The following is an 18553-nucleotide window of genomic DNA, read 5'->3' on the forward strand; positions in this document are numbered from 1 at the left end:
TATTTAAAAGAAAGCGGGTTGTTGTGAATCACTTCTTTTTATCAACGTTGAGTTTAGCGTAAATATTGGCTTTAGTAATATTTACTGAGTCAATCAGGCGGTGTACATTGTCGTAATCCATATCAGTAACGCCCTGGTCTGTTAATAATTGTTTAGCTATTTGGCCGGTAGTCATATCTTCCACATAAATGAAAGTGTTGTCATAATAAGCAACCAGTCCTTCTTCAACTTTGAATTTAGGATCGAAATTATTGATAGCGCTGGTGAACTTAGCTGTAGTGCCTGTTTTTTCGAAAGGAAGTTTTAATAAATAACCACGACCGGTAGCGCAATCATTAAACTTCACCCATGCATATTTACCATCAATGATACTACAGGTAAGGAATTGTTTGGATGGCTTAACGACGTTAGGAATAAATTCGCTGAAAATAATATCTTTTATTACACCCATGCCTCCTTTTTCCCAATGGATAGAGTCGATCTGGCAATCTTTGTAGCTGATACGAACAAAAGGTTTACCAGGTGCTTCAGATTCGAATTTCATAGGCTCGGTCAGACAGGTAGTGTCGCTGCAGAAGGGCGCGGAAGCTACTTCTTTACCACCATCTTTACAGCTGATCAGGGCCATGGTGGCGGCAATGCAGGCAATGCTTAAAAATTTCATGTTTTTTCGTTTATTATTTGAGTGGGTTTCAAAGGAAACAAACCTACATAAAAAATCCTTCAAACACAACACAATAGAGCGTTTTCTGATCGCATAGCCCACTATTAAAGAAATACGTCTTCCAGCAGGAAATAATCGGGAGCGCCATCTTTTTGAAAAGTGATCGATAAAATGTCGTATTGAATCCATCGGTGGCCCGGGTTTAAATAGAGATATTCATCAGCCGCATTTTTAAGAAACCTGAACTTTTTTTGGTTACACTGTCTTCCGGGTGTCCATAAACTTCGGAGCTGCGTGTTTTTACTTCGATAAAATGTAGCTTTTTGCCTTTGTTGGCAATGATATCAATTTCATAATAAGAATGACGCCAGTTTTTACAAACAATCGTATAACCTTTGCTCTGCAGATAGGTAGCAGCAAGCGATTCTCCATTTTTGCCGATGTCGTTATGAATAGCCATGCTTATCTTTACCTGAATTTACTACAATATTTCTATGCAACAATTAGCGTCTTTAACCGGAAGTATTAAACATTACGATTGGGGTGGTACCTCTTATATCCCGTCTCTATTGCAGATTGAAAATCCCAACCTGGAGCCATTTGCTGAATACTGGCTGGGGGTACATCCGCAGGCAGATTGTAAGCTAACCCTTACCGGCGACAAACAGGTGCTGCTAAGGGACTATATTGAAAAGGACCTGGCAACTGCTTTAGGGACCACTGTTTTAAAACGGTTTGGCAATCTGCCTTATCTTTTAAAAGTGCTGGATGTAAAAGATATGTTGTCTATACAGGTTCATCCGTCGAAAGAGCAGGCTGCTATTGATTTTGAAAAGGAAAACGAGGCAGGGGTGCCGTTGTCAGCACCTGACAGAAATTATAAAGACGCGAATCACAAACCGGAATTAATGGTGGCGATGAGCGAGTTCTACCTATTGCATGGCTTTAAGCCAGAGGATGAACTGTTGGCGGTATTGGACAAAGTGAAGAGCTGAAAAAGTTCAAAGCCGTTTTTAAAAAGAAAGGTTATGCAGGGTTGTATCAATTATCGATGGAAATGCCACAGGAAGAAGTGAATGCCTTATTACAACCCCTGTTGGCACGCATCATCCCGTTGTACCAAAATAACCAACTTGAAAAAACAGACGAAAATTTCTGGGCAGCAAGGGCGGCATTGACATTCGGCAGGCCCGGCGTTATCGATCGGGGCATTTTCTCTGTGTATTTTTTCAATTTGTTACACCTCACAACAGGCCAGGCGATATTCCAGGATGCCGGTGTGCCTCATGCTTACCTTGAAGGTCAGAATGTAGAAATTATGGCCAGCAGCGATAATGTATTGCGCGGCGGACTAACCACCAAGCATATAGATACGGTGGAGTTGTTGAAACATACCCGTTGCGAAGCTACCCATCCCAAAATAATTAAACCGGCTAAGGGGAAATCTGTGCAATCGTATAAAGCTCCGGTAAAAGACTTTACATTAAATTCTTACCAACTTAATAAAGGAGAAGCCATAACGCTGGATATTGCAACAGCAGAAATATTTTTATTGATGCAGGGAAAAGTTACGCTGCAGTCTAAAAAGATAAAAGTGGCGCTGGCAAAACCCAATATAACGGCCGCTGCTTTTGCCGGAGCAACTGTAACCATAAAAGCGTTGGAAGATGCCTGGCTGTTTAAGGCTGCGGCGCGGTAGGCTACTCTTTTTTACGGTGATTGTTTTTTCAGATGTTTCCACCTGGGGTTCCTGCCGCATAGATACAAGCGAGCCATTTTTGAAGTCCAGGATATAATCATAAAAGGATATAGCTCCCTTCTTTTCAAAAGATACATAATATAATGTTTCGTACAAAATATCTTCGTCTGTTTTATTAAAGCTTTCACGATCGGGCTTCCCGAACTTTGAAATTACCTGCGCTTTAGTCATACCGGGTTTGATATTTTCCGAACTAAAACTACCTGTTCTTAATATGGTACATGAGGTTAAAGCAAACATTACGAAAACAAAGGGCAGATTAAAAGACTTAAACATACAACTGTATTGAAAGAGTATTTACTGATAATAAGATTGATGGTAAATAACTCTCATTGGTTGCTTAACCATAGCTTTGCTTTTTCACAATGGAACTTTTATGACTAAGAAAGAACGTTACCAGTTTGTAGTGGATTATTTTTCGGTTCACATGCCTGAGCCTGAAACGGAGTTAGTGTATGATAATCCTTATCAGCTTCTGGTAGCCGTTATTTTGTCGGCTCAATGCACCGATAAAAGAGTAAACCTTACTACGCCATTTATATTTGAAAAATATCCTGACGTTAAAAGCCTGAGCAAGGCGACAGCCGAAGAGGTGTTCCCATTGATCCGTAGTATTTCTTATCCTAACAATAAGAGTAAGCATTTGGTGGGCATGGCACAAAAAGTGGAAAGCGATTTTAACGGCGAAATACCGATGACGGTAAACGAGCTGGTAGCGCTGCCCGGCGTGGGGCGTAAAACGGCTAATGTGATCACCTCTGTAGTGGAAAAGCAGCCGAATATGGCGGTGGATACCCATGTATTTCGTGTAAGTAAAAGGATAGGCCTTGTGTCGCAAAAAGCCTCAACGCCATTGGCAGTGGAAAAAGAATTAGTTAAAAATATAGATGCCTCACTTATTCATAAAGCGCATCACTGGCTGATTTTACACGGAAGATATACCTGTATTGCCCGAAACCCCAAATGCAGGGAGTGTGGCTTACAGCAAGCCTGTTTGTGGTTTCAGAAAAATAGTTTGAATTATAACTAGTGTATTTAGAAAGAGTAAACCAGGGCAATGCGCTCAGGTCTGATTTCCATTTTCATTTGACCCGGATGGAGGCGGGTATTTTTACCTGGTTGATTATACGTCTCTACCGACTTCTTTATTTTTTATTAGCTGATATACTAAAGGGAATAGAGACTGCTGCTAAACCGGCACCGATACCACCAATAGCCCAGTTAGGTTTTCCTCCGCCAATAGCCGTTCCCAACGACCATCCCATCATAAATCCACCGGTGTATCCCAGAATAGTACCTACCGTTGTTGCAGCTTTCGATGATTGAAAAACCTTATAGGCTTCACCATCAGTCTTAAGTATAGTTTTTAACTGTTTTGATTTAAGCAGGACTCCATTTTGATAAAAGGTTTGTCCGCCAAAGGTTTTTTTAATAGTAATGGTATCGTTTCCTTGGGCGGCAACATAGATCACTACCAATGAAAAAATAAGGGTTAGCATTGTTCTGTACATAGTTTTTTATTTAAATAATGGATTAAAAATTGTAGCGTAAACCAGCCAGGCCTTCTACCCTGGTGAGGCTTTCAATATTGTTTCCTTCCAATTGGGTAGTAGCGCCATTGCGGGTCACACGCGAAAGAGAACCTGAATATAAATTAACGTCAATACCGGCTGATAATCCTCTCGAAATTTTAATATCAATGCCAGTGGTCATAAAAGAAGCCACAGAGCCCCCTTTAATCGTGCCTTCGATGCTGTTGATCCAGCCTTGATCGCGATACCCGATATAACCCGCTCCAATACCGCATAACCATTCAGCTTTTTCATTCAAAACAGGCTGTCTGAAGCGATACGAAGCGCCTGTATAATTTATTTTGATATTGCTGATCAAACTTGGGGAGGTCATGGATGCAGCTGTGCTGAACAAAGAATAATCAATACCCACGCCATGCTTACGGCTCAAAAAATAAATAAGGCCGGCATTAAAAACAGGGCCACGGCTGATGTCTCTGAAATAGGAAGCATTATCAGGCTTTTTCCCCAGGCGGTAGGCGTAACCACCGGAAACAGCAAGTCTGAGCTTGGAGTAATCAGGTTCAAAAATCTGGGCATGGCTAAGGCAGCAGTATACCAGGGCAATGGTTAGCAGTAAATATTTTTTAATCATTGGTTGAAGCGGATCTTTCGACCATACATTTAGTTCCTTATAAAGATAGGATGTTTTTGAATTCTCTGGCCGCACTGTTAAATTTTTACACCTCGGAGTGTCTTTTGAGGCCTGTCATTGCCTAATGACATTTATATAGAACGCTCTTATGGCTTACTTTTTGTTTTTAAGTTAGTTATGAAGGATTTTACTATCGTAAATAGGAATACGCCCATACTGGCTTTCGCCTTGCATGACGGTCACGAGATAGATGACGCCCTGCGTCCTTATCTTCTGTTAGATGAGCAAGGCCGCGCCAGGGAAGAAGATCCTTACACGGGATATATGATCAGTGAGCTTCCTGTTACTACGATATTGGTACATGGCTCCCGATTTCAGCTGGATCTAAACCGGACAAAAGAAAAATCGGTTTATGCAAAGCCGGAAGATGCCTGGGGCCTGAAGGTTTGGAATGGTCTCCTGCCACATCTATTCAGGAGCTGCATATACGCTATGAACAGTTTTATACGGCAATACTGCTGTTAATTGAAGCAGCTATAAAGGAACATGGGCGCTTTTTGATACTGGATGTTCATTCTTACAATCATCGCAGAGAAAATTCGTTTACAGAAGCGCCTAACGAAACGTACCCAGAAATTAACCTGGGAACGGCTTACAATAAAGATAAATGGCAGCCACTATGCAACCGCTATAATGAGTTTTTATCAGCATCTAAAGTTTTAGGAAAACAGCCAGATGTTAGACAGAACATCATTTTTAAGGGGGCGCATTTGCTCAGTGGGTAATAAATGAGTTCGGGGATGATGGAGCGGTGCTTTCGATCGAATTTAAAAAAACTTTTATGGATGAATGGACAGGTATTGCTGATATACCGCATATCAATGCTTTAAAGCAATTATTGGAATCGTCGGTAAGCTTTTTGCAAAAGGAAATAGAAAACGGAACCTGGAATAAAGCATGACAGAAGCTAATCAAAAAATATTGAACCGCTTGCAGGATAAGCTTAAAAAATCAGAGCCGATCCATATCACTTTGCCCGGCAATGGTCTTCTTAAAATTGAGAAGCCTGTTCCGTTTTTATTGGTATACCGGCTGGGGAGGGGAAAGATTATTTTCCTAACCGGTTAGGCAAAACAGAGTCAGCTTTCCTGATTGCAGAAGACAGGGCAGATGGTCTCATGCGAAAGATTATTGAAATGGTTAGTACTTTACTGGCAGACAAGTTTAATGGTTTTTTGATTTTGGAAACCTGGCTTTCACCCAAAGTATATCAGTCTCCTTTTACTATTCATATCAGCCAGAAAAGGGCAATAGATACGGCCCGCAAACTGGATGTAGAGTTAAACAAAATACCTATACCATCCTGGGGAAAAACCTCTGTCATTCAAAAGCAACAGAATCCGGCAACGCCGGCAAATGCACAACCTCTATTGCAGAAGGAATATATAGAAAAAAACGGGATCACTTTTGTTGGGTTAGAAATAGCACCCGTATATGTAAATGAAGCCACCGGTAAACCTTATCCTTTGTTTTTGCGTGAACTGAGGGCGAGTTATAGCAAGGCGTTGCGTAAAAGTTTTTTCGAATTTATACGTTTGCAAACTTCTTTTATTGCTTCTCATTTTCAGATGTTGGGTACTACCATCATAGATGATAAGGCCCGTGAAATAGACAGGGAGCTGGCAGCGTATACCAAGATGTTCGACTTTCTGATGTTGGTAACACCCATTAATGCGGACGCCGCATGGAAAGATTTTGAGAAAGCTAACTATGCTAAGAATCCGGTGTTTCATTACCGGCCTATGCCTGTTGATCCGGAGCTGATCAAAAGGAAAATATATAACCTGCCTATTGAAGAAATAACGGACCCTACCATTGCTTTTTTGTTTCGCGATAAAAGAAAAGAGATCGACCGGATGCTGAACATGATGCAGGAACGTGAAAAGCATGATTTCCTGTTGAGCAGTTTGCAATTATTCGGTCCGGTTAGTGAACAGTTGCTGGATGTAGCGAAAGCCCTGCTGGTGGCGGTAGATGTGGGGAGTGAAGTTGCTCCTGAATCGAAAAGATTAACCGCTGCAGAGTTTGCGTTGCTGGCTCAAAAAGAATTGAAATGGCTACGGGCCCAGGATAGTAGCATATCGACCAATGTGCGTATTGCAGAAGATATAGAGGGAATACTGGTGTCAAAAGGGGTGCTGAATATTAACTCAGGCTTCGGCGTCTCAAAAAAAGAGCACAGCCTCTTTTACAGCACGAAATTGGCACGCATGTGGTAACTTATTATAATGGTAAGGCTCAACCATTGGAGTTGTTTTCTATCGGGGTACCCGGTTACGAAGAATTGCAGGAGGGGCTAGCAGTGCTGGCAGAGTATATGACAGATGGCTTAACGGCTAGCAGGATGCGTACACTTGCGGCGCGTGTAGTAGCGGTACAGGAAATGATCAGCGGTAAATCCTTTGTAGATACGTTTAACCTGCTCTCTGATAAATATGCTTTCACCCCTCATTCGGCTTTTAATATTTGTATGCGGGTGTATCGTGGTGGCGGGCTTACAAAAGATGCTGTTTATTTAAAAGGTTTTTTGAATATTATAGATTATATCAAAAAAGGAAAAGACCTCAGGCACCTGTTGATCGGAAAGATCCGTGAAGATTACCTGCCTGTAGTACAGGAGCTGATCCATCGCAACATTCTTTTGGAAGCACCCATAACACCGCGTTTTTTACAGGGAGATTTTTTGGCAAAGCTCGAAACAATTAAAAAGGACGGGAACATTTTTAAAATGATTCAACAATAAAAAACTATATATGCGCATAGGTTTTGTTATTAATGATTATGATCGTGAAGAATCCTATTTCACTACTACCCGGCTGGCATTGCAAGCCCTTCAAATGGGACATGAAGTGTATTATATCGCGGTGCAGGATTTCAGCTATACCGCTTCCGGGCAGATGGGTGCTCATGCAAAAAAGCGCCGGCTAAAAAATTCCGGAGCCCCCAGATATTTATGGAAGCGGTCTTTGAGGTAGAGAAAAAACTGATAGAGTCCAAAGACCTGGATGTTTGATGTTGCGCAACGACCCCTCTGCCGATCTGGATGACCGACCCTGGGCACAGTATTCGGGAATTGTATTTGGACAATTAGCCAAGAAAAACGGAGTGTTGGTCTTGAACAATCCTGACACGCTCGCCAAGGCTACCAATAAAATGTATTTTCAATACTTCCCTGAGATCATAAGGCCGGAGACTATTATTACCCGTAGTATTGCGGAAATTAAAAGCTTTTACGCGGCACATAAAAAAATATTGTCTTAAAGCCCCTTCAGGGATCGGGAGGAAAGAATGTTTTCCTGGTTAATGAACAAAATCAGAATTTAAACCAGATTGTAGATGCTATTGGACGCGATGGGTATATCGTTGCACAGGAGTACCTGCCGAAAGCCAGTAAAGGAGATATAAGGCTGTTCCTGTTAAACGGAAAGCCAATAGAAATTGACGGAAAAGTAGCAGCTATACATCGTACACAGGCAGGTGGCGATATCCGCAGTAATATTCACCAGGGAGGCTCTGTATCCCAGGCTAAAATAACCCGGAAGATATTTGACATTGTAGATGCTGTAAGCCATAAGCTGGTTAAGGATGGGATGTTCCTTGTGGGCCTCGATATTGTAGGAGATAAGGTGATGGAAGTGAACGTATTTAGCCCTGGTGGTATGGGACATGCCTGCAGGCTGAACGACGCTAATTATTTTGAAGAGGTCATTAAGGCAATTGAACAGGAACTGGACTAAGACAACTCCTCTAATTTCGCCAGCTTAAACTTTGAAATATTTTCCTGTTTTGTAGCACTGCAGGTTAAAAGATGCGGATAATCGATCTTAACCCTCTCCAGGTCCATCATGTAATGGCCATTATTGCTGGTGGTTACGTCTACCTCGTAATGGTCGCCCTCATGTTTTAGTAAATGAGTATGAATTTCGAAATCTATATCATAGTTCTGCAAATGTTCACGCAAATGACATTCTATAGCTTGTTCATAAAATGACCTGCGGGATACACCTCTGAATTTATTCTTATAAATTTTTCTCAAAAGGGTTCTTACCATAATATGCCCAACATCTTCCACCGCAACATGCCCGTAATAAATACCAAAAGGCATAGCAATAACATTGGCTGCAAAACGGTCACCCCCTACATGGGTACATTCCCAAACATTTACATCTGCATTAAAGGACTCAAAAAATTTAAACACCGGGAAGCCGAATTTGGCACAGCATTTATCTTTTTTGCCATTGGTACAGATCACAAAAAAGGGATCTGTCTGCCATTCCGTATCAGCGGAATTGATATGATCTGATAACTTAATAGAACTGATCTGTTCAATGGTGCTCTGAATGGTAAAATAGCGCCCGGCTTTATTGTCAACAAAAGATATCTTACAATCTTTAAAATTGGTTTTTTTATTGCGGATCAGTAATACTTTTCCTTTCAGGCTTTTGGCCAGTAGCTGGATACCTTTAAGCCACTCTTTATCAAAATGTGCCTCAATGATCTTTTCAGGAAAAGGATTGGCATGTTCAATTAAAATGAACGCGCCGGCATTAGCCGCAGTGCCGGCCAGCTGCTCTTTAAAATACCGTGATGCGGCACTGCAGAAAAATACCTCTTTCTTAGTATTGTTGTCCAAATAATAATACTTTACAATTCATCAATATAAACAACGCCTTCCCTGATTAGTTGTGTAATCAACCCTTTTACAGACTCTGCATCTCCGGATAGATCTTTCAGCTTCAACTTCTTTTTACGGAAAATGTCATCAACTACCGGTTTAAGTGTATCCGGAAACTGGATGGCTTTACCCAGCAAATGTAGTTCATGGCCCGTTTCTTTTTCACAAACTGGTAAATCAGCCCTTCGTTTAAAGCTAACGGGCTATCGCCGCTTAGCTTGCTGATATTCCTGATGCTCTCAAAATAATTGCGAACGGGTTGAGGTTGAGCCGAATGAAAACTTTTATTCAACCGCTCTATGCCTTTATTAAAATTAAGTTGTGACAATTTCTGACGAAGGCTTTCTGTTTTTTCCTGTATTAATTCAGTCAGGTCGCCTTTCCAGAAGGGAACGGCTTCTCTGAACTCTTTAAATTCTTCCAGCTGGGGGAATATTTCATTGAAGTACCTCGCCCAGGTAAAAGATAGCACACCTATCGTAATGTGAGAAGAAATGCCATCATCTGCCATGGCATCATGCACATAACCGCGAGGAACATATAAAAAGTCACCAGGACTTAGTTGTATCGTTTGAATAGGTTCTTTCTTATAATCCTTACTTACAAAAGACTGGTTCTTTGTGGGGAGCTCTTTTTCAAATCCGTATAAATGCCAGGTTTTAGTGCCCGATATCTGCAATACAAAAACATCATGGGTGTCCCAATGCGGGTTAAATCCCTGCGATTTGTTCGGCGTAATGTATAAATTGGCCTGTACAGGAGCGTTGAACTTTGCGAAAGCTCCAGGCTGCAGTGGGAGAGGTTATTAAAGTAACGCTGTCCCGCTTGTATTACAAACGTGGCGCCGTTATTAAAAAGGGCGAAAGCTTTTTCAGTATTGATGATCCCGTCTTTACGGTGATGCCCGATCGGCGTGCTCTTTAAAGTATAATCGCCGTTAGGAATTTCTTTCCCGTTTTTAACAATACGAACTGAGGGGTAGAAAATATCCTGGCGTTCCAGGTAGTCGGAAATCTCACGGGGTGTTAAAATGTCCTGGTAGTACTGCTCGTCGTTTCTTTTTACATGTAAAATGTCTTTTTCATGGTACTTTTCAAAAAAGTCTTCCAGGCTATAGGGCGCTACAATTTTATCGAAAAAATAATTCATCATAGTTTTATTAAGGTATGCACGTCATAATAACGCAATGGGGCATGCAAAGTGCAAAAAAAGCCGCAGTAAATATTATTTTCTGCGGCTTTTAAAAAAAGTCCTTTTAAGGCTTAAAGATTAGGCTTCAGTTGTTCCTTCGGTAGTTTCGCCACCATCGCCGTCTGCACCGCCATCACCATCAGCACCACCGTCGCCGTCTGCACCACCATCACCATCAGATGCATCACCACCATCAGCACCACCATCACCATCTCCATCTCCGTCGCCATCATAAGCGCCTTCTGTAGCGTTCACTTCATCTAATCTTGTTACCAATACTTCTTCCTGATTCAATTCAATATTTGTTGTTTCCATAAAACGATTTTGAGGTTTAATAAAATAATATTTGCTAAACTAAAGTAATGAATCTTTTTGGTTTTATGATCAATCGTATGCGCAATTTTTTCTTTATAAAATGATTAACAGGTTTTCATAAACATTTACCTTTCTGTCAAAATTTAGAAGATGCGTTATTTGTTGACAGCTCTCTTATTCATTGGCAATTTATGCAGTGCCCAAAATCTTAAGTATATTAACGGCAATAATAGTTGGAATGCCGACTCTTTAGGTAATCATCGCTTTATAATAAAACTAAGCAAGGAGCAATTGGCGATAAACAAATCAGTGGCATATGTAAATATTCCGTGGCGCCGGCATGACGATAATGTTGCTCAAAAACGTATTATTATGGTGGGTGAGACCGGCACCAAGCCTATTGATAACATAAAGATAGTATCTGCAGATAATGAGCAGGCGAGTATATTATTTGAACCCTCCGAAGGCGCGGGTAGCTACTATGTGTATTATATGCCCTACAAAAATGAAGGACGATCTAACTATCCCAGGGGCGTATATTTAAAACAGGCGGAAACAGCAAGTGAAGGCTGGCTAAAGCAAACCTTACTGAAGAATGCATTTGCAAAGGCCGTTACTATCACCTACGAACCTATTAACGCTTTCAACAGCTTTTATCCCATGGGAATGATTGCTACCAGGAACGAAACAGCACAGTTACAAAGAGGCGTTGCGAATAAAAAATACCTTGTTTTTCCTGAAGATAGAATGCATCCTGTTCAGATGAGGGATTACCTGCCCTATCGTTGGGTACAAAATGGAGCTCGCCCGGCTTTTAAAGACACGGCGGCGCGGGGAGAGTATTTTACCTTCCAGCTCGGTGTGTATGCACTAACGGACCTGGCAAATGTACAGGTTGAGTTCTCTGATCTGAGATCCAAAAATAACCAGGTTATTCCCGCACAATATATTTCCTGCATCAATACAAATGGGACCGATTATAAAGGTAATTTATGGCAGACACAGGTAAATGTTCCCGGTGGTACCATACAATCTATGTGGTGTGCAGTTGATGTGCCTTTGAAGAGCGCACCGGGTATTTATACCGGCACGGCAACGGTGAAGACCGGCCAAAGCGGTAACCAATCCATCCAAGTAACACTGGTTGTTAACAATAAAGTTATAAAAGACCAGGCTGCTGATCCCGAAAAACAAACAAGACTTAAATGGTTGAATTCGACCCTGGCTCAGGACAATACAGTAATTGCGCCCTATACGCCTTTGCAGGTAGCGGATACAACCATATCCCTTTTAGGGAGAAAAGTGCTGATAAATAAAGATGGTTTTCCCGCACAGATACAAACCTTTTTTAAGCCGGAAATGACTTCCATTGGAACAACGCCCAATAATATCCTGATGGAACCTATACATTTTCATCATATAGAGAGCAACGGGAAAGCCGTGAAATGGAAGAGTGATGGAATACGATTTCTGCAAAAAGATGCCGGCATTGTTAAATGGGAAGCGGTTAATACCTCGCCAAAGTTGCGCATGAAGGTGAATGCGGCTCTCGAATTTGATGGCTTCCTGGCCTATACGGTACAACTGGTTGCGCTGGAGGACGTTTCTTTTAAGGATATTACTTTTCATATTCCTGTAAATCCTGCGATGACCGATTACTTTATGGGCCTTGGAATGAAGGGCGGTCAAAGGCCCGATTCTGTTTTATGGAAATGGGATGTGGCGCATAAAAACCAGGATGGCGGCTGGATCGGCAATGTGAACGCCGGCTTGCAGTTTTCATTAAGGGATGAACATTATACACGCCCTTTAAACACTAACTTCTACTTGCAAAAACCGCTGCTGTTGCCACAATCATGGGGTAATGGAACCAGTGGCGGAATTGATGTTTTTAGAAAAGGCAGTTCCGTATTGGTTAATGCGTATAACGGTGCCCGTAGTATGAAGGCCGGCGATACACTTTACTATAATTTTAATTTGCTGATCACTCCTTTTCATACGATTAACACCGATTTTCAATGGAAGAACCGTTTCTATCATAAATACGAAGATCTGCAAAGCATAAAAAATAAAGGAGCATCTGTAGTAAACATTCACCATGCTAATGCTATTAATCCCTATATTAATTATCCTTTTATCGAATGGAAAAAGATGAAGGCTTACATTGACAGTGCCCATGGGCTTGGATTGAAAGTAAAAATATATAATACGGTTCGGGAGCTCTCCAATAAAGCATATGAAACCTTTACCTTGCGTAGCCTGGGGCATGAAATTTATTCTCCGGGTCCGGGGGCGGGTTTAGCTGGTTACAGGAGCAGGTAGGCAAGGATTATATTGCTGCTTGGTTTGTACCTGAGATCAAGGATGCGGCCATTGTTAATAGTGGTATGAGCAGGTGGCATAACTATTATGTGGAAGGTATGAATTGGCTGGTAAAAAATGTTGGAATAGATGGTATTTACCTGGATGACGTGGCATTTGATCGTGTTACCATGAAACGGATAAAACGGATACTGACGCAGAACGGAGCGCCCGGCATCATCGATCTGCATTCGGCTAACCAGTTTAATAAAAGTGACGGGTTTAATAATAGTGCCAACCTCTATATGGAGCATTTTCCTTATCTCAACCGGCTTTGGTTTGGAGAGTATTTCGATTATGAAAAAAGTGATCCCGGCTTTTTCCTTACGGAAGTGAGTGGTATTCCTTTTGGTTTAATGGGTGAAATGTTACAGGATGGTGGTAACGCCTGGAGGGGCATGGTATATGGCATGACCAACCGGATCCCCTGGAGCGACAATGCTGATCCACGACCGATCTGGAAGGTTTGGGATGACTTTGGAATGGAAGGATCTGAGATGATAGGCTATTGGGTAAAAGACTGCCCTGTAAAAACAAGTCATGCACAGGTGCTGGCAACAGTGTATAAAAAGAACGGCGCAACGCTGGTTTCACTCGCCAGCTGGGCAGAGAAAAATGAAACGGTTAAGCTGGCGATTGACTGGAAAAAGCTGGGAATCGATCCTGCTAAAGCCACCATTACTGCGCCTGCAATAAATAATTTCCAGGAAGCTGCAACCTTCAGGCCCGATGACGTAATACCCGTTGAGAAGAACAAAGGATGGCTTTTGATCATCAAATAAACCAATTAATAGTTTATCTTTCGGGATCTTTGGAGCTGCTTTAGTCAGGCCGAAGTAAATCTTGTAATAAGCTATATGATAAGGAAGGGCGGGCTCTGGCTACGCTCATTCTAAACCGAATACATTTTTAAAGTATAAAATATCCATATGAATAGAAAAGTTTTTCTTAGAAATGCTTCAGCAATTGCCGCAGCTTGCGCTGTGATGCCTGCATGGGGAAAAGAGCTCATCTCCGTAAAAAATCTTTTTCGAAATTTCATTGGCCCAATGGTCTTTACATAAAAAGCTTTTTGCCAAGGAAATGGACAATCTCGATTTTCCGGGAGTAACTAAAAAGGAGTTTGGTATTAGTGTAGTAGAGTATGTGAATACCTTTTTCAAAGACAAAGCTGAAAATACGCAATACCTTAATGAATTGTTGAAACGCTGTAAAGATAACGGGGTAAAAAATCACCTCATCATGTGCGATGGGGAAGGCGATTTGGGAAATGCTGATGCAGCTGCCCGTACAAAAGCGGTGGAGAATCACTACAAGTGGGTGAATGCTGCTAAATACCTGGGGTGTGCTACCATAAGGGTTAACGCAGCCGGTAAAGGCACTGCTGCCGAAGTATCGGATGCTGCCGCCGAAGGTTTATCAAAGCTGGGGGCGTATGCTGCAAAAGAAAAATAAATGTAATAGTAGAGATCATGGTGGCTACTCATCTGACGGAAGCTGGTTGAGCGGTGTTATGAAAAAGGTTAATAAGTCCAATGTAGGCACTTTACCTGATTTTGGGAATTTCTGTATCAGGCGAGATGGAAATAAATGTGCGGAAGAATATGACCGGTATAAAGGCACAAAAGAGCTCATGCCTTTTGCCAAAGGGGTTAGTGCCAAGAGCTATAATTTTGATAGTAATGGAAATTGTGTGGAGACAGATTATGATAAGATGTTGAAGATCGTAAAAGAATCGGGCTTTAAAGGTTATGTAGGCATAGAATATGAAGGAGGCGCCATTTCTGAAAGCGAAGGAATACTTAAAACAAAAGCTTTGTTAGAGCGTATACAAAAAAGCCTGTAAAAAATGAAGCGGGTACTATCAACATAATCTAGTACCCGCTCTTATAATCTTTGACAATAGTTGCTACCAGTTATCGCCCTGGTCTTTATTAATGCGTTCTGAAACATCCATTGGTCCCCGGCTGCTCCAGTTCGGATCATACTTCACAAACCAGGAAAGCCAGAGGCTACGCGAAAAACGCATGAGCCACGGTTGTAAAGAAACCAGGAGCAAGGCGTTGAATATGATCCAGTAAACAAATCGGTTGTCTTGTAGTGAAAAACCGATCAATACCCACCAGGCAATGGCGCTGGCTACACTAAGCGCAACCGCCAGCATATAGCTCACATAACTGGTGCCGTAAAAAAGCCTACCTCAATTTCCGTTGGTTGACCGCAAACAGGGCAGTTCTTATTCATTTTCATAAAGCCGCTGAGTTTTAAAGTGAGCGGTTTTTCAAACAATTTACCCTCTCGGCAACGGGGGCAATAACAGCCTAATACCGTTCCTAAATAACTTCTCCTGGCTTTTTCATTGTGCTCCATGACCAATTTATTGGGTGATTGCGGTTAATATTTTCTCCATCTGGGAACTTCTGCTGCCCTTTATCAGGATATAAGCATGTTCGAAATTTTGCCGACCAGCCCATTCTGCCGCATCAGCCGAATGCTCGAAGTAGGTAAAGTCTTCGCTATAGGGAAGGAAAGGCTTACCTACTAATACAACCTGGTACCAGCTGTTTTGTTGGATCTGGTTAATGAGTGTTGCATGTTCAATGGCGGTTTCATCGCCCATTTCGGCCATAGCGCCGATCATTAATATTTTTTATCAGCTTTAATATGAGCCAGGTTTTCAATAGCCAGTTTCATGCTGCTGGGATTGGCATTATAGGCATCCAATATAATTTTGTTGCTACCTTTTTCAACCAGTTGCGAGCGGCTGTTCGACGGCCTGTAGCTTTCTATCGCCATTTTTATAGCATCGGCAGTAATATCAAATTCATGACCCAAAGCAACTGCTGCCAGCACATTGGGTAAATTATAGTCACCTACCAGCTTTGTAGCTATTGGTAACTCCGTTTCGCCCATTGATATAGTAACGGCCAGCAACTCGCCTTTTGTTTCAGCCTTTCCGTTGATCAGGCATCATGGGTGCCATAAGTTACAATGCGTGCAATACCCTTGCTCATCTCCTGCAGGTAATCATAGTCTTGCATGATAAAAGCGGTAGCATCCTCCCGGGTGCGTAAATAGTCAAACAATTCTCCCTTCCCCTTTCTAACGCCTTCCAGGCTGCCAAATCCTTCGAGATGCGCTTTGCCACAATTGGTGATCAGCCCATGTGTAGGTTCCGCCACCTGGCAATAACCTTCAATTTCGTGCAGGTGATTGGCGCCCATTTCCACTACAGCTATTTCGGCATCACGCTTTATTTTAAGCAGGGTAAGCGGAATGCCTATATGGTTGTTCAGGTTTCCCTCGGTGGTGTACACTTTATATTTGGCGCTCAGTACCACATGAATCAGCTCTTTAGTGGTGGTCTTACCATTGCTGCCGGTAATAGCGATCAATGGAATGTTGAACTGCCGGCGGTGGTAATTCGCCAATTGTTGCAGGGCTGTCAATACATCCTCTACCAAAATGGTCTTGCCCGCAACTTCAAAAGCCTGTTCATCTATAATTGCGTATGCGGCTCCTGCGTCCAATGCCTGTTGTGCAAATTGATTGCCGTTGAAGTTGGGGCCTTTCAATGCAAAAAAGATCGCCTGCTTGTAGCTTCCTCGTATCTGTCTGTATGTTGGGATATTGTAAATAAACCTCGTAAAGTGCCGCTGTGTTCATAGCTGCAAAAATAGACAAATGAAGGGAGTTAGTTATATTCGCGGGGAATAAACAGGGGGCTTGGGGCGGAGAGAGGGATTTGAATCCCGTATACTCAACAGGTGTTTGATTTTACGGCCGTCCACTCTGTAATGTAAAAATATATAAACAGTTTTATGAGCTTTAGAATAGGTAATGGTATCGATTTTCATCAGATGGTAGAAGGGCGTGATCTTTGGATCGGCGGCATTTTAATTCCTCATACAAAGGGAGCCCTGGGACATAGCGATGCCGATGTATTGCTGCATGCGATCTGCGATGCTTTATTGGGCGCTTTAAGCCTGGGTGATATTGGTGTTCATTTCCCGAACAATGATGAAAGGTATCGGGATATTGATAGTAAAATACTGCTGAAACATTGCATGACGCTGATTAAAGATAAAGGCTATAAAGTAGTTAATATTGATTCAACGCTCACTTTGCAGGAACCCAAAATAAAACCTTTTGTACCCCAGATGCAGGAAACTATTGCAGGTATTTGCGAGGTATTGACCGAAGATGTTTCTGTAAAAGCAACCACCACCGAGCACATGGGCTTTGTGGGAAGGGAAGAGGGACTGGTGGCCTATGCTACCGTTTTGTTGCAGAAGATATAAGCAATGAATGTTATATTTCACACAGTTTCGGCTATTGGAGTTGTGGCGATGGTGACGGATACCAGCATAGTTAAGCCGGATAATTACCGTGCTGTAACGACCGTGGCAACAATAGCTTTGTTTGCCGCCGTGTTTTTTCATGGTGTTTTAGACTACATGCCACATTGCTATCCGGTACATTCAAAATGGGATGTGGTTATTGGCCTTTGCATTATTGCTACAGGAACTATATTGGTCCGAAAAACATATCGATTAATAGTGGTCGCTGCTTTTGCAGGTTGCATTTTACCTGATATTATAGACTTGCTTCCTGCTATTTCGAATAAATATATGGGATGGGAAATTCCAATAATGCAACCCATATTCCCTGGCACTTAAAAGAAAACTCGGGATCCATTTATAATGGCAATTGTAAAACCTCCTTTATTAATCATTGGTCCTTGATAATTTTTGTCTTATTAATGGCTTACGCCCGGCGGGAGGACCTGAAAATCATCTTGAAATAGCCTCATTACTGCAACATTTTGTTAAATATAGGCTATCGTTAAAACAGCTTTCCGCTTTAGCAGCAACAGGCTATCTTTGTCGCTATGACCCAGTTACAAGTTAAAATCGTTAATAAATCGCAGCATGCTTTACCGGCATACGCTACTTCCGGTGCATCTGGTATGGACTTAAAAGCGTCTATAGAGGAAAATATCGTGTTACAACCCCTGGAAAGGACCTTGGTGTCAACAGGCTTATTCATAGAAATACCCGAAGGTTTTGAGGCCCAGATAAGACCGCGCAGCGGGTTGGCTATTAAACAGGGATTAACCTGTCTGAATACGCCTGGCACAATTGATGCAGATTACAGGGGAGAAATAAAAGTAATTTTAATTAACCTGTCCAACGAAGCTCAAACGATCCATAACGGTGATCGCGTTGCCCAGATGGTAATACAGAAAGTAGAGATCATTAACTGGGTACCGGTTGAGGAACTGGGTGAAACGGTGAGAGCCGCGGGAGGCTTTGGGCACACAGGCAAACAATAATGGATGCGCTATCCATTGTATAAAACA

General features: G+C 42.0%; 25 protein-coding genes and 2 pseudogenes. 16 read left to right on the forward strand and 11 right to left on the reverse strand.

Annotation, left to right across the window (positions count from 1 at the left end):
* Positions 1–28 precede the first annotated feature (28 nt).
* Together MKP07_RS15385 and MKP07_RS15390 are read right to left on the reverse strand one after the other, a co-directional pair.
* Complete coding sequence (locus MKP07_RS15385) at positions 29–664, reverse strand: hypothetical protein (RefSeq protein ID WP_240847974.1); 636 nt, start codon at positions 662–664, stop codon at positions 29–31.
* Between the two features lie 202 nt (positions 665–866).
* Positions 867–1124 carry a YraN family protein gene (locus MKP07_RS15390; RefSeq protein ID WP_240847975.1) on the reverse strand — a complete coding sequence of 86 codons (258 nt, stop codon included), beginning with the start codon at positions 1122–1124 and terminating at the stop codon, positions 867–869.
* 34 nt (positions 1125–1158) lie between these two features.
* Between MKP07_RS15390 and manA the strand changes: the two genes are divergently transcribed.
* The 3 genes from manA to nth all read left to right on the forward strand — a co-directional run bounded on the left by manA (position 1159) and on the right by nth (position 3453).
* Positions 1159–1659 (forward strand): mannose-6-phosphate isomerase, class I, encoded by a 501-nt coding sequence (gene manA / locus MKP07_RS38655; protein WP_262919321.1) that lies wholly within the window; start codon positions 1159–1161, stop codon positions 1657–1659.
* 41 nt (positions 1660–1700) lie between these two features.
* Positions 1701–2363 carry a cupin domain-containing protein gene (locus tag MKP07_RS38660; RefSeq protein WP_262919322.1) on the forward strand — a complete coding sequence of 221 codons (663 nt, stop codon included), beginning with the start codon at positions 1701–1703 and terminating at the stop codon, positions 2361–2363.
* A gap of 436 nt (positions 2364–2799) precedes the next feature.
* A complete protein-coding gene (gene nth, locus MKP07_RS15400; RefSeq protein ID WP_240847976.1) occupies positions 2800–3453 on the forward strand; it encodes an endonuclease III in 654 nt (217 codons plus the stop codon).
* 115 nt (positions 3454–3568) lie between these two features.
* On the opposite strand, the gene MKP07_RS15405 is transcribed toward nth, so the two are convergent.
* Together MKP07_RS15405 and MKP07_RS15410 are read right to left on the reverse strand one after the other, a co-directional pair.
* A complete protein-coding gene (locus tag MKP07_RS15405; RefSeq protein ID WP_240847977.1) occupies positions 3569–3922 on the reverse strand; it encodes a hypothetical protein in 354 nt (117 codons plus the stop codon).
* 34 nt (positions 3923–3956) lie between these two features.
* Positions 3957–4664, reverse strand: a complete 708-nt coding sequence (locus tag MKP07_RS15410) for a hypothetical protein (protein ID WP_240847978.1) — start codon at positions 4662–4664, stop codon at positions 3957–3959.
* Positions 4665–4766: 102 nt separating this feature from the next.
* On the opposite strand from MKP07_RS15410, the gene MKP07_RS15415 reads away from it, so the two are divergent.
* The 7 genes and pseudogenes from MKP07_RS15415 (at position 4767) to MKP07_RS15445 (ending at position 8386) form a co-directional block, all read left to right on the forward strand.
* A complete protein-coding gene (locus MKP07_RS15415) occupies positions 4767–5114 on the forward strand; it encodes an N-formylglutamate amidohydrolase (RefSeq protein WP_240851124.1) in 348 nt (115 codons plus the stop codon).
* On the forward strand, positions 5036–5374 hold the full coding sequence (locus tag MKP07_RS15420) for an N-formylglutamate amidohydrolase (RefSeq protein WP_240847979.1): 339 nt from the start codon (positions 5036–5038) through the stop codon (positions 5372–5374). Before MKP07_RS15415 ends, MKP07_RS15420 begins: the two co-directional genes overlap by 79 nt.
* Before the next feature lie 172 nt (positions 5375–5546).
* Positions 5547–5717, forward strand: a complete 171-nt coding sequence (locus tag MKP07_RS15425) for a hypothetical protein (RefSeq protein ID WP_240847980.1) — start codon at positions 5547–5549, stop codon at positions 5715–5717.
* A gap of 674 nt (positions 5718–6391) precedes the next feature.
* Positions 6392–7392: pseudogene (locus MKP07_RS15430) on the forward strand (flavohemoglobin expression-modulating QEGLA motif protein).
* A gap of 10 nt (positions 7393–7402) precedes the next feature.
* Complete coding sequence (locus tag MKP07_RS15435; protein WP_240847981.1) at positions 7403–7624, forward strand: hypothetical protein; 222 nt, start codon at positions 7403–7405, stop codon at positions 7622–7624.
* A gap of 34 nt (positions 7625–7658) precedes the next feature.
* A complete protein-coding gene (locus MKP07_RS15440) occupies positions 7659–7910 on the forward strand; it encodes a hypothetical protein (RefSeq protein WP_240847982.1) in 252 nt (83 codons plus the stop codon).
* 35 nt (positions 7911–7945) lie between these two features.
* Positions 7946–8386: an ATP-grasp domain-containing protein gene (locus MKP07_RS15445; protein WP_240850869.1), complete on the forward strand. Its 441-nt coding sequence runs from the start codon at positions 7946–7948 to the stop codon at positions 8384–8386.
* Here the strand turns inward: MKP07_RS15445 and MKP07_RS15450 are convergent.
* The 3 genes from MKP07_RS15450 to MKP07_RS15460 form a co-directional block, all read right to left on the reverse strand.
* Entirely contained in the window at positions 8383–9282 is a 900-nt protein-coding gene (locus MKP07_RS15450) for a sucrase ferredoxin (RefSeq protein ID WP_240847983.1), read from the reverse strand. The two genes, MKP07_RS15445 and MKP07_RS15450, sit on opposite strands and share 4 nt — an antisense overlap.
* Before the next feature lie 133 nt (positions 9283–9415).
* The gene (locus MKP07_RS15455; protein ID WP_262919770.1) at positions 9416–10117 is read right to left on the reverse strand and encodes a cupin domain-containing protein; all 702 of its coding nucleotides are present in this window, start codon (positions 10115–10117) and stop codon (positions 9416–9418) included.
* Between the two features lie 476 nt (positions 10118–10593).
* Positions 10594–10830: a hypothetical protein gene (locus MKP07_RS15460; RefSeq protein WP_240847984.1), complete on the reverse strand. Its 237-nt coding sequence runs from the start codon at positions 10828–10830 to the stop codon at positions 10594–10596.
* A 150-nt stretch (positions 10831–10980) separates the two neighbouring features.
* Between MKP07_RS15460 and MKP07_RS15465 the strand changes: the two are divergent.
* The 3 genes and pseudogenes from MKP07_RS15465 to MKP07_RS15475 all read left to right on the forward strand — a co-directional run bounded on the left by MKP07_RS15465 (position 10981) and on the right by MKP07_RS15475 (position 15037).
* Positions 10981–13973 (forward strand): annotated as a pseudogene (locus tag MKP07_RS15465) (glycoside hydrolase domain-containing protein).
* Positions 13974–14274: 301 nt separating this feature from the next.
* Positions 14275–14646, forward strand: a complete 372-nt coding sequence (locus MKP07_RS15470; RefSeq protein WP_240847985.1) for a TIM barrel protein — start codon at positions 14275–14277, stop codon at positions 14644–14646.
* Positions 14627–15037, forward strand: a complete 411-nt coding sequence (locus MKP07_RS15475; protein ID WP_240847986.1) for a sugar phosphate isomerase/epimerase family protein — start codon at positions 14627–14629, stop codon at positions 15035–15037. Before MKP07_RS15470 ends, MKP07_RS15475 begins: the two co-directional genes overlap by 20 nt.
* A gap of 63 nt (positions 15038–15100) precedes the next feature.
* Here MKP07_RS15475 and MKP07_RS41205 read toward each other — a convergent pair whose 3' ends face one another.
* The 4 genes from MKP07_RS41205 to MKP07_RS15495 form a co-directional block, all read right to left on the reverse strand.
* A complete protein-coding gene (locus MKP07_RS41205) occupies positions 15101–15364 on the reverse strand; it encodes a hypothetical protein (RefSeq protein ID WP_317235833.1) in 264 nt (87 codons plus the stop codon).
* 204 nt (positions 15365–15568) lie between these two features.
* A complete protein-coding gene (locus tag MKP07_RS15485) occupies positions 15569–15832 on the reverse strand; it encodes a hypothetical protein (RefSeq protein ID WP_240847987.1) in 264 nt (87 codons plus the stop codon).
* Positions 15832–16125, reverse strand: a complete 294-nt coding sequence (locus tag MKP07_RS15490) for a UDP-N-acetylmuramoyl-tripeptide--D-alanyl-D-alanine ligase (RefSeq protein WP_240847988.1) — start codon at positions 16123–16125, stop codon at positions 15832–15834. The genes MKP07_RS15485 and MKP07_RS15490 overlap by 1 nt, the downstream gene beginning before the upstream one ends.
* Before the next feature lie 29 nt (positions 16126–16154).
* The gene (locus MKP07_RS15495; protein ID WP_240847989.1) at positions 16155–16766 is read right to left on the reverse strand and encodes a UDP-N-acetylmuramoyl-tripeptide--D-alanyl-D-alanine ligase; all 612 of its coding nucleotides are present in this window, start codon (positions 16764–16766) and stop codon (positions 16155–16157) included.
* A 246-nt stretch (positions 16767–17012) separates the two neighbouring features.
* Between MKP07_RS15495 and ispF the strand changes: the two genes are divergently transcribed.
* The 3 genes from ispF to dut all read left to right on the forward strand — a co-directional run bounded on the left by ispF (position 17013) and on the right by dut (position 18526).
* The gene (gene ispF / locus MKP07_RS15500) at positions 17013–17492 is read left to right on the forward strand and encodes a 2-C-methyl-D-erythritol 2,4-cyclodiphosphate synthase (protein ID WP_240847990.1); all 480 of its coding nucleotides are present in this window, start codon (positions 17013–17015) and stop codon (positions 17490–17492) included.
* Between the two features lie 3 nt (positions 17493–17495).
* The gene (locus MKP07_RS15505) at positions 17496–17870 is read left to right on the forward strand and encodes a hypothetical protein (RefSeq protein ID WP_240847991.1); all 375 of its coding nucleotides are present in this window, start codon (positions 17496–17498) and stop codon (positions 17868–17870) included.
* A gap of 212 nt (positions 17871–18082) precedes the next feature.
* A complete protein-coding gene (gene dut / locus MKP07_RS15510) occupies positions 18083–18526 on the forward strand; it encodes a dUTP diphosphatase (protein ID WP_240847992.1) in 444 nt (147 codons plus the stop codon).
* Positions 18527–18553 lie beyond the last annotated feature (27 nt).

The sequence above is a fragment of the Paraniabella hibiscisoli genome (genome assembly GCF_022512515.1).
GTDB lineage: Bacteria > Bacteroidota > Bacteroidia > Chitinophagales > Chitinophagaceae > Niabella > Niabella hibiscisoli.

Coding starts and splice junctions, on each gene's coding strand:
- MKP07_RS15385 (WP_240847974.1), bottom strand. CDS start 664: ATGAAATTTTTAAGCATTGCCTGCATTGCCGCCACCATGGCCCTGATC.
- MKP07_RS15390 (WP_240847975.1), bottom strand. CDS start 1,124: ATGGCTATTCATAACGACATCGGCAAAAATGGAGAATCGCTTGCTGCT.
- manA (WP_262919321.1), top strand. CDS start 1,159: ATGCAACAATTAGCGTCTTTAACCGGAAGTATTAAACATTACGATTGG.
- nth (WP_240847976.1), top strand. CDS start 2,800: ATGACTAAGAAAGAACGTTACCAGTTTGTAGTGGATTATTTTTCGGTT.
- MKP07_RS15405 (WP_240847977.1), bottom strand. CDS start 3,922: ATGCTAACCCTTATTTTTTCATTGGTAGTGATCTATGTTGCCGCCCAA.
- MKP07_RS15415 (WP_240851124.1), top strand. CDS start 4,767: ATGAAGGATTTTACTATCGTAAATAGGAATACGCCCATACTGGCTTTC.
- MKP07_RS15425 (WP_240847980.1), top strand. CDS start 5,547: ATGACAGAAGCTAATCAAAAAATATTGAACCGCTTGCAGGATAAGCTT.
- MKP07_RS15435 (WP_240847981.1), top strand. CDS start 7,403: ATGCGCATAGGTTTTGTTATTAATGATTATGATCGTGAAGAATCCTAT.
- MKP07_RS15460 (WP_240847984.1), bottom strand. CDS start 10,830: ATGGAAACAACAAATATTGAATTGAATCAGGAAGAAGTATTGGTAACA.
- MKP07_RS15470 (WP_240847985.1), top strand. CDS start 14,275: ATGGACAATCTCGATTTTCCGGGAGTAACTAAAAAGGAGTTTGGTATT.
- MKP07_RS15475 (WP_240847986.1), top strand. CDS start 14,627: ATGCTGCAAAAGAAAAATAAATGTAATAGTAGAGATCATGGTGGCTAC.
- MKP07_RS15485 (WP_240847987.1), bottom strand. CDS start 15,832: ATGATCGGCGCTATGGCCGAAATGGGCGATGAAACCGCCATTGAACAT.
- ispF (WP_240847990.1), top strand. CDS start 17,013: ATGAGCTTTAGAATAGGTAATGGTATCGATTTTCATCAGATGGTAGAA.
- MKP07_RS15505 (WP_240847991.1), top strand. CDS start 17,496: ATGAATGTTATATTTCACACAGTTTCGGCTATTGGAGTTGTGGCGATG.
- dut (WP_240847992.1), top strand. CDS start 18,083: ATGACCCAGTTACAAGTTAAAATCGTTAATAAATCGCAGCATGCTTTA.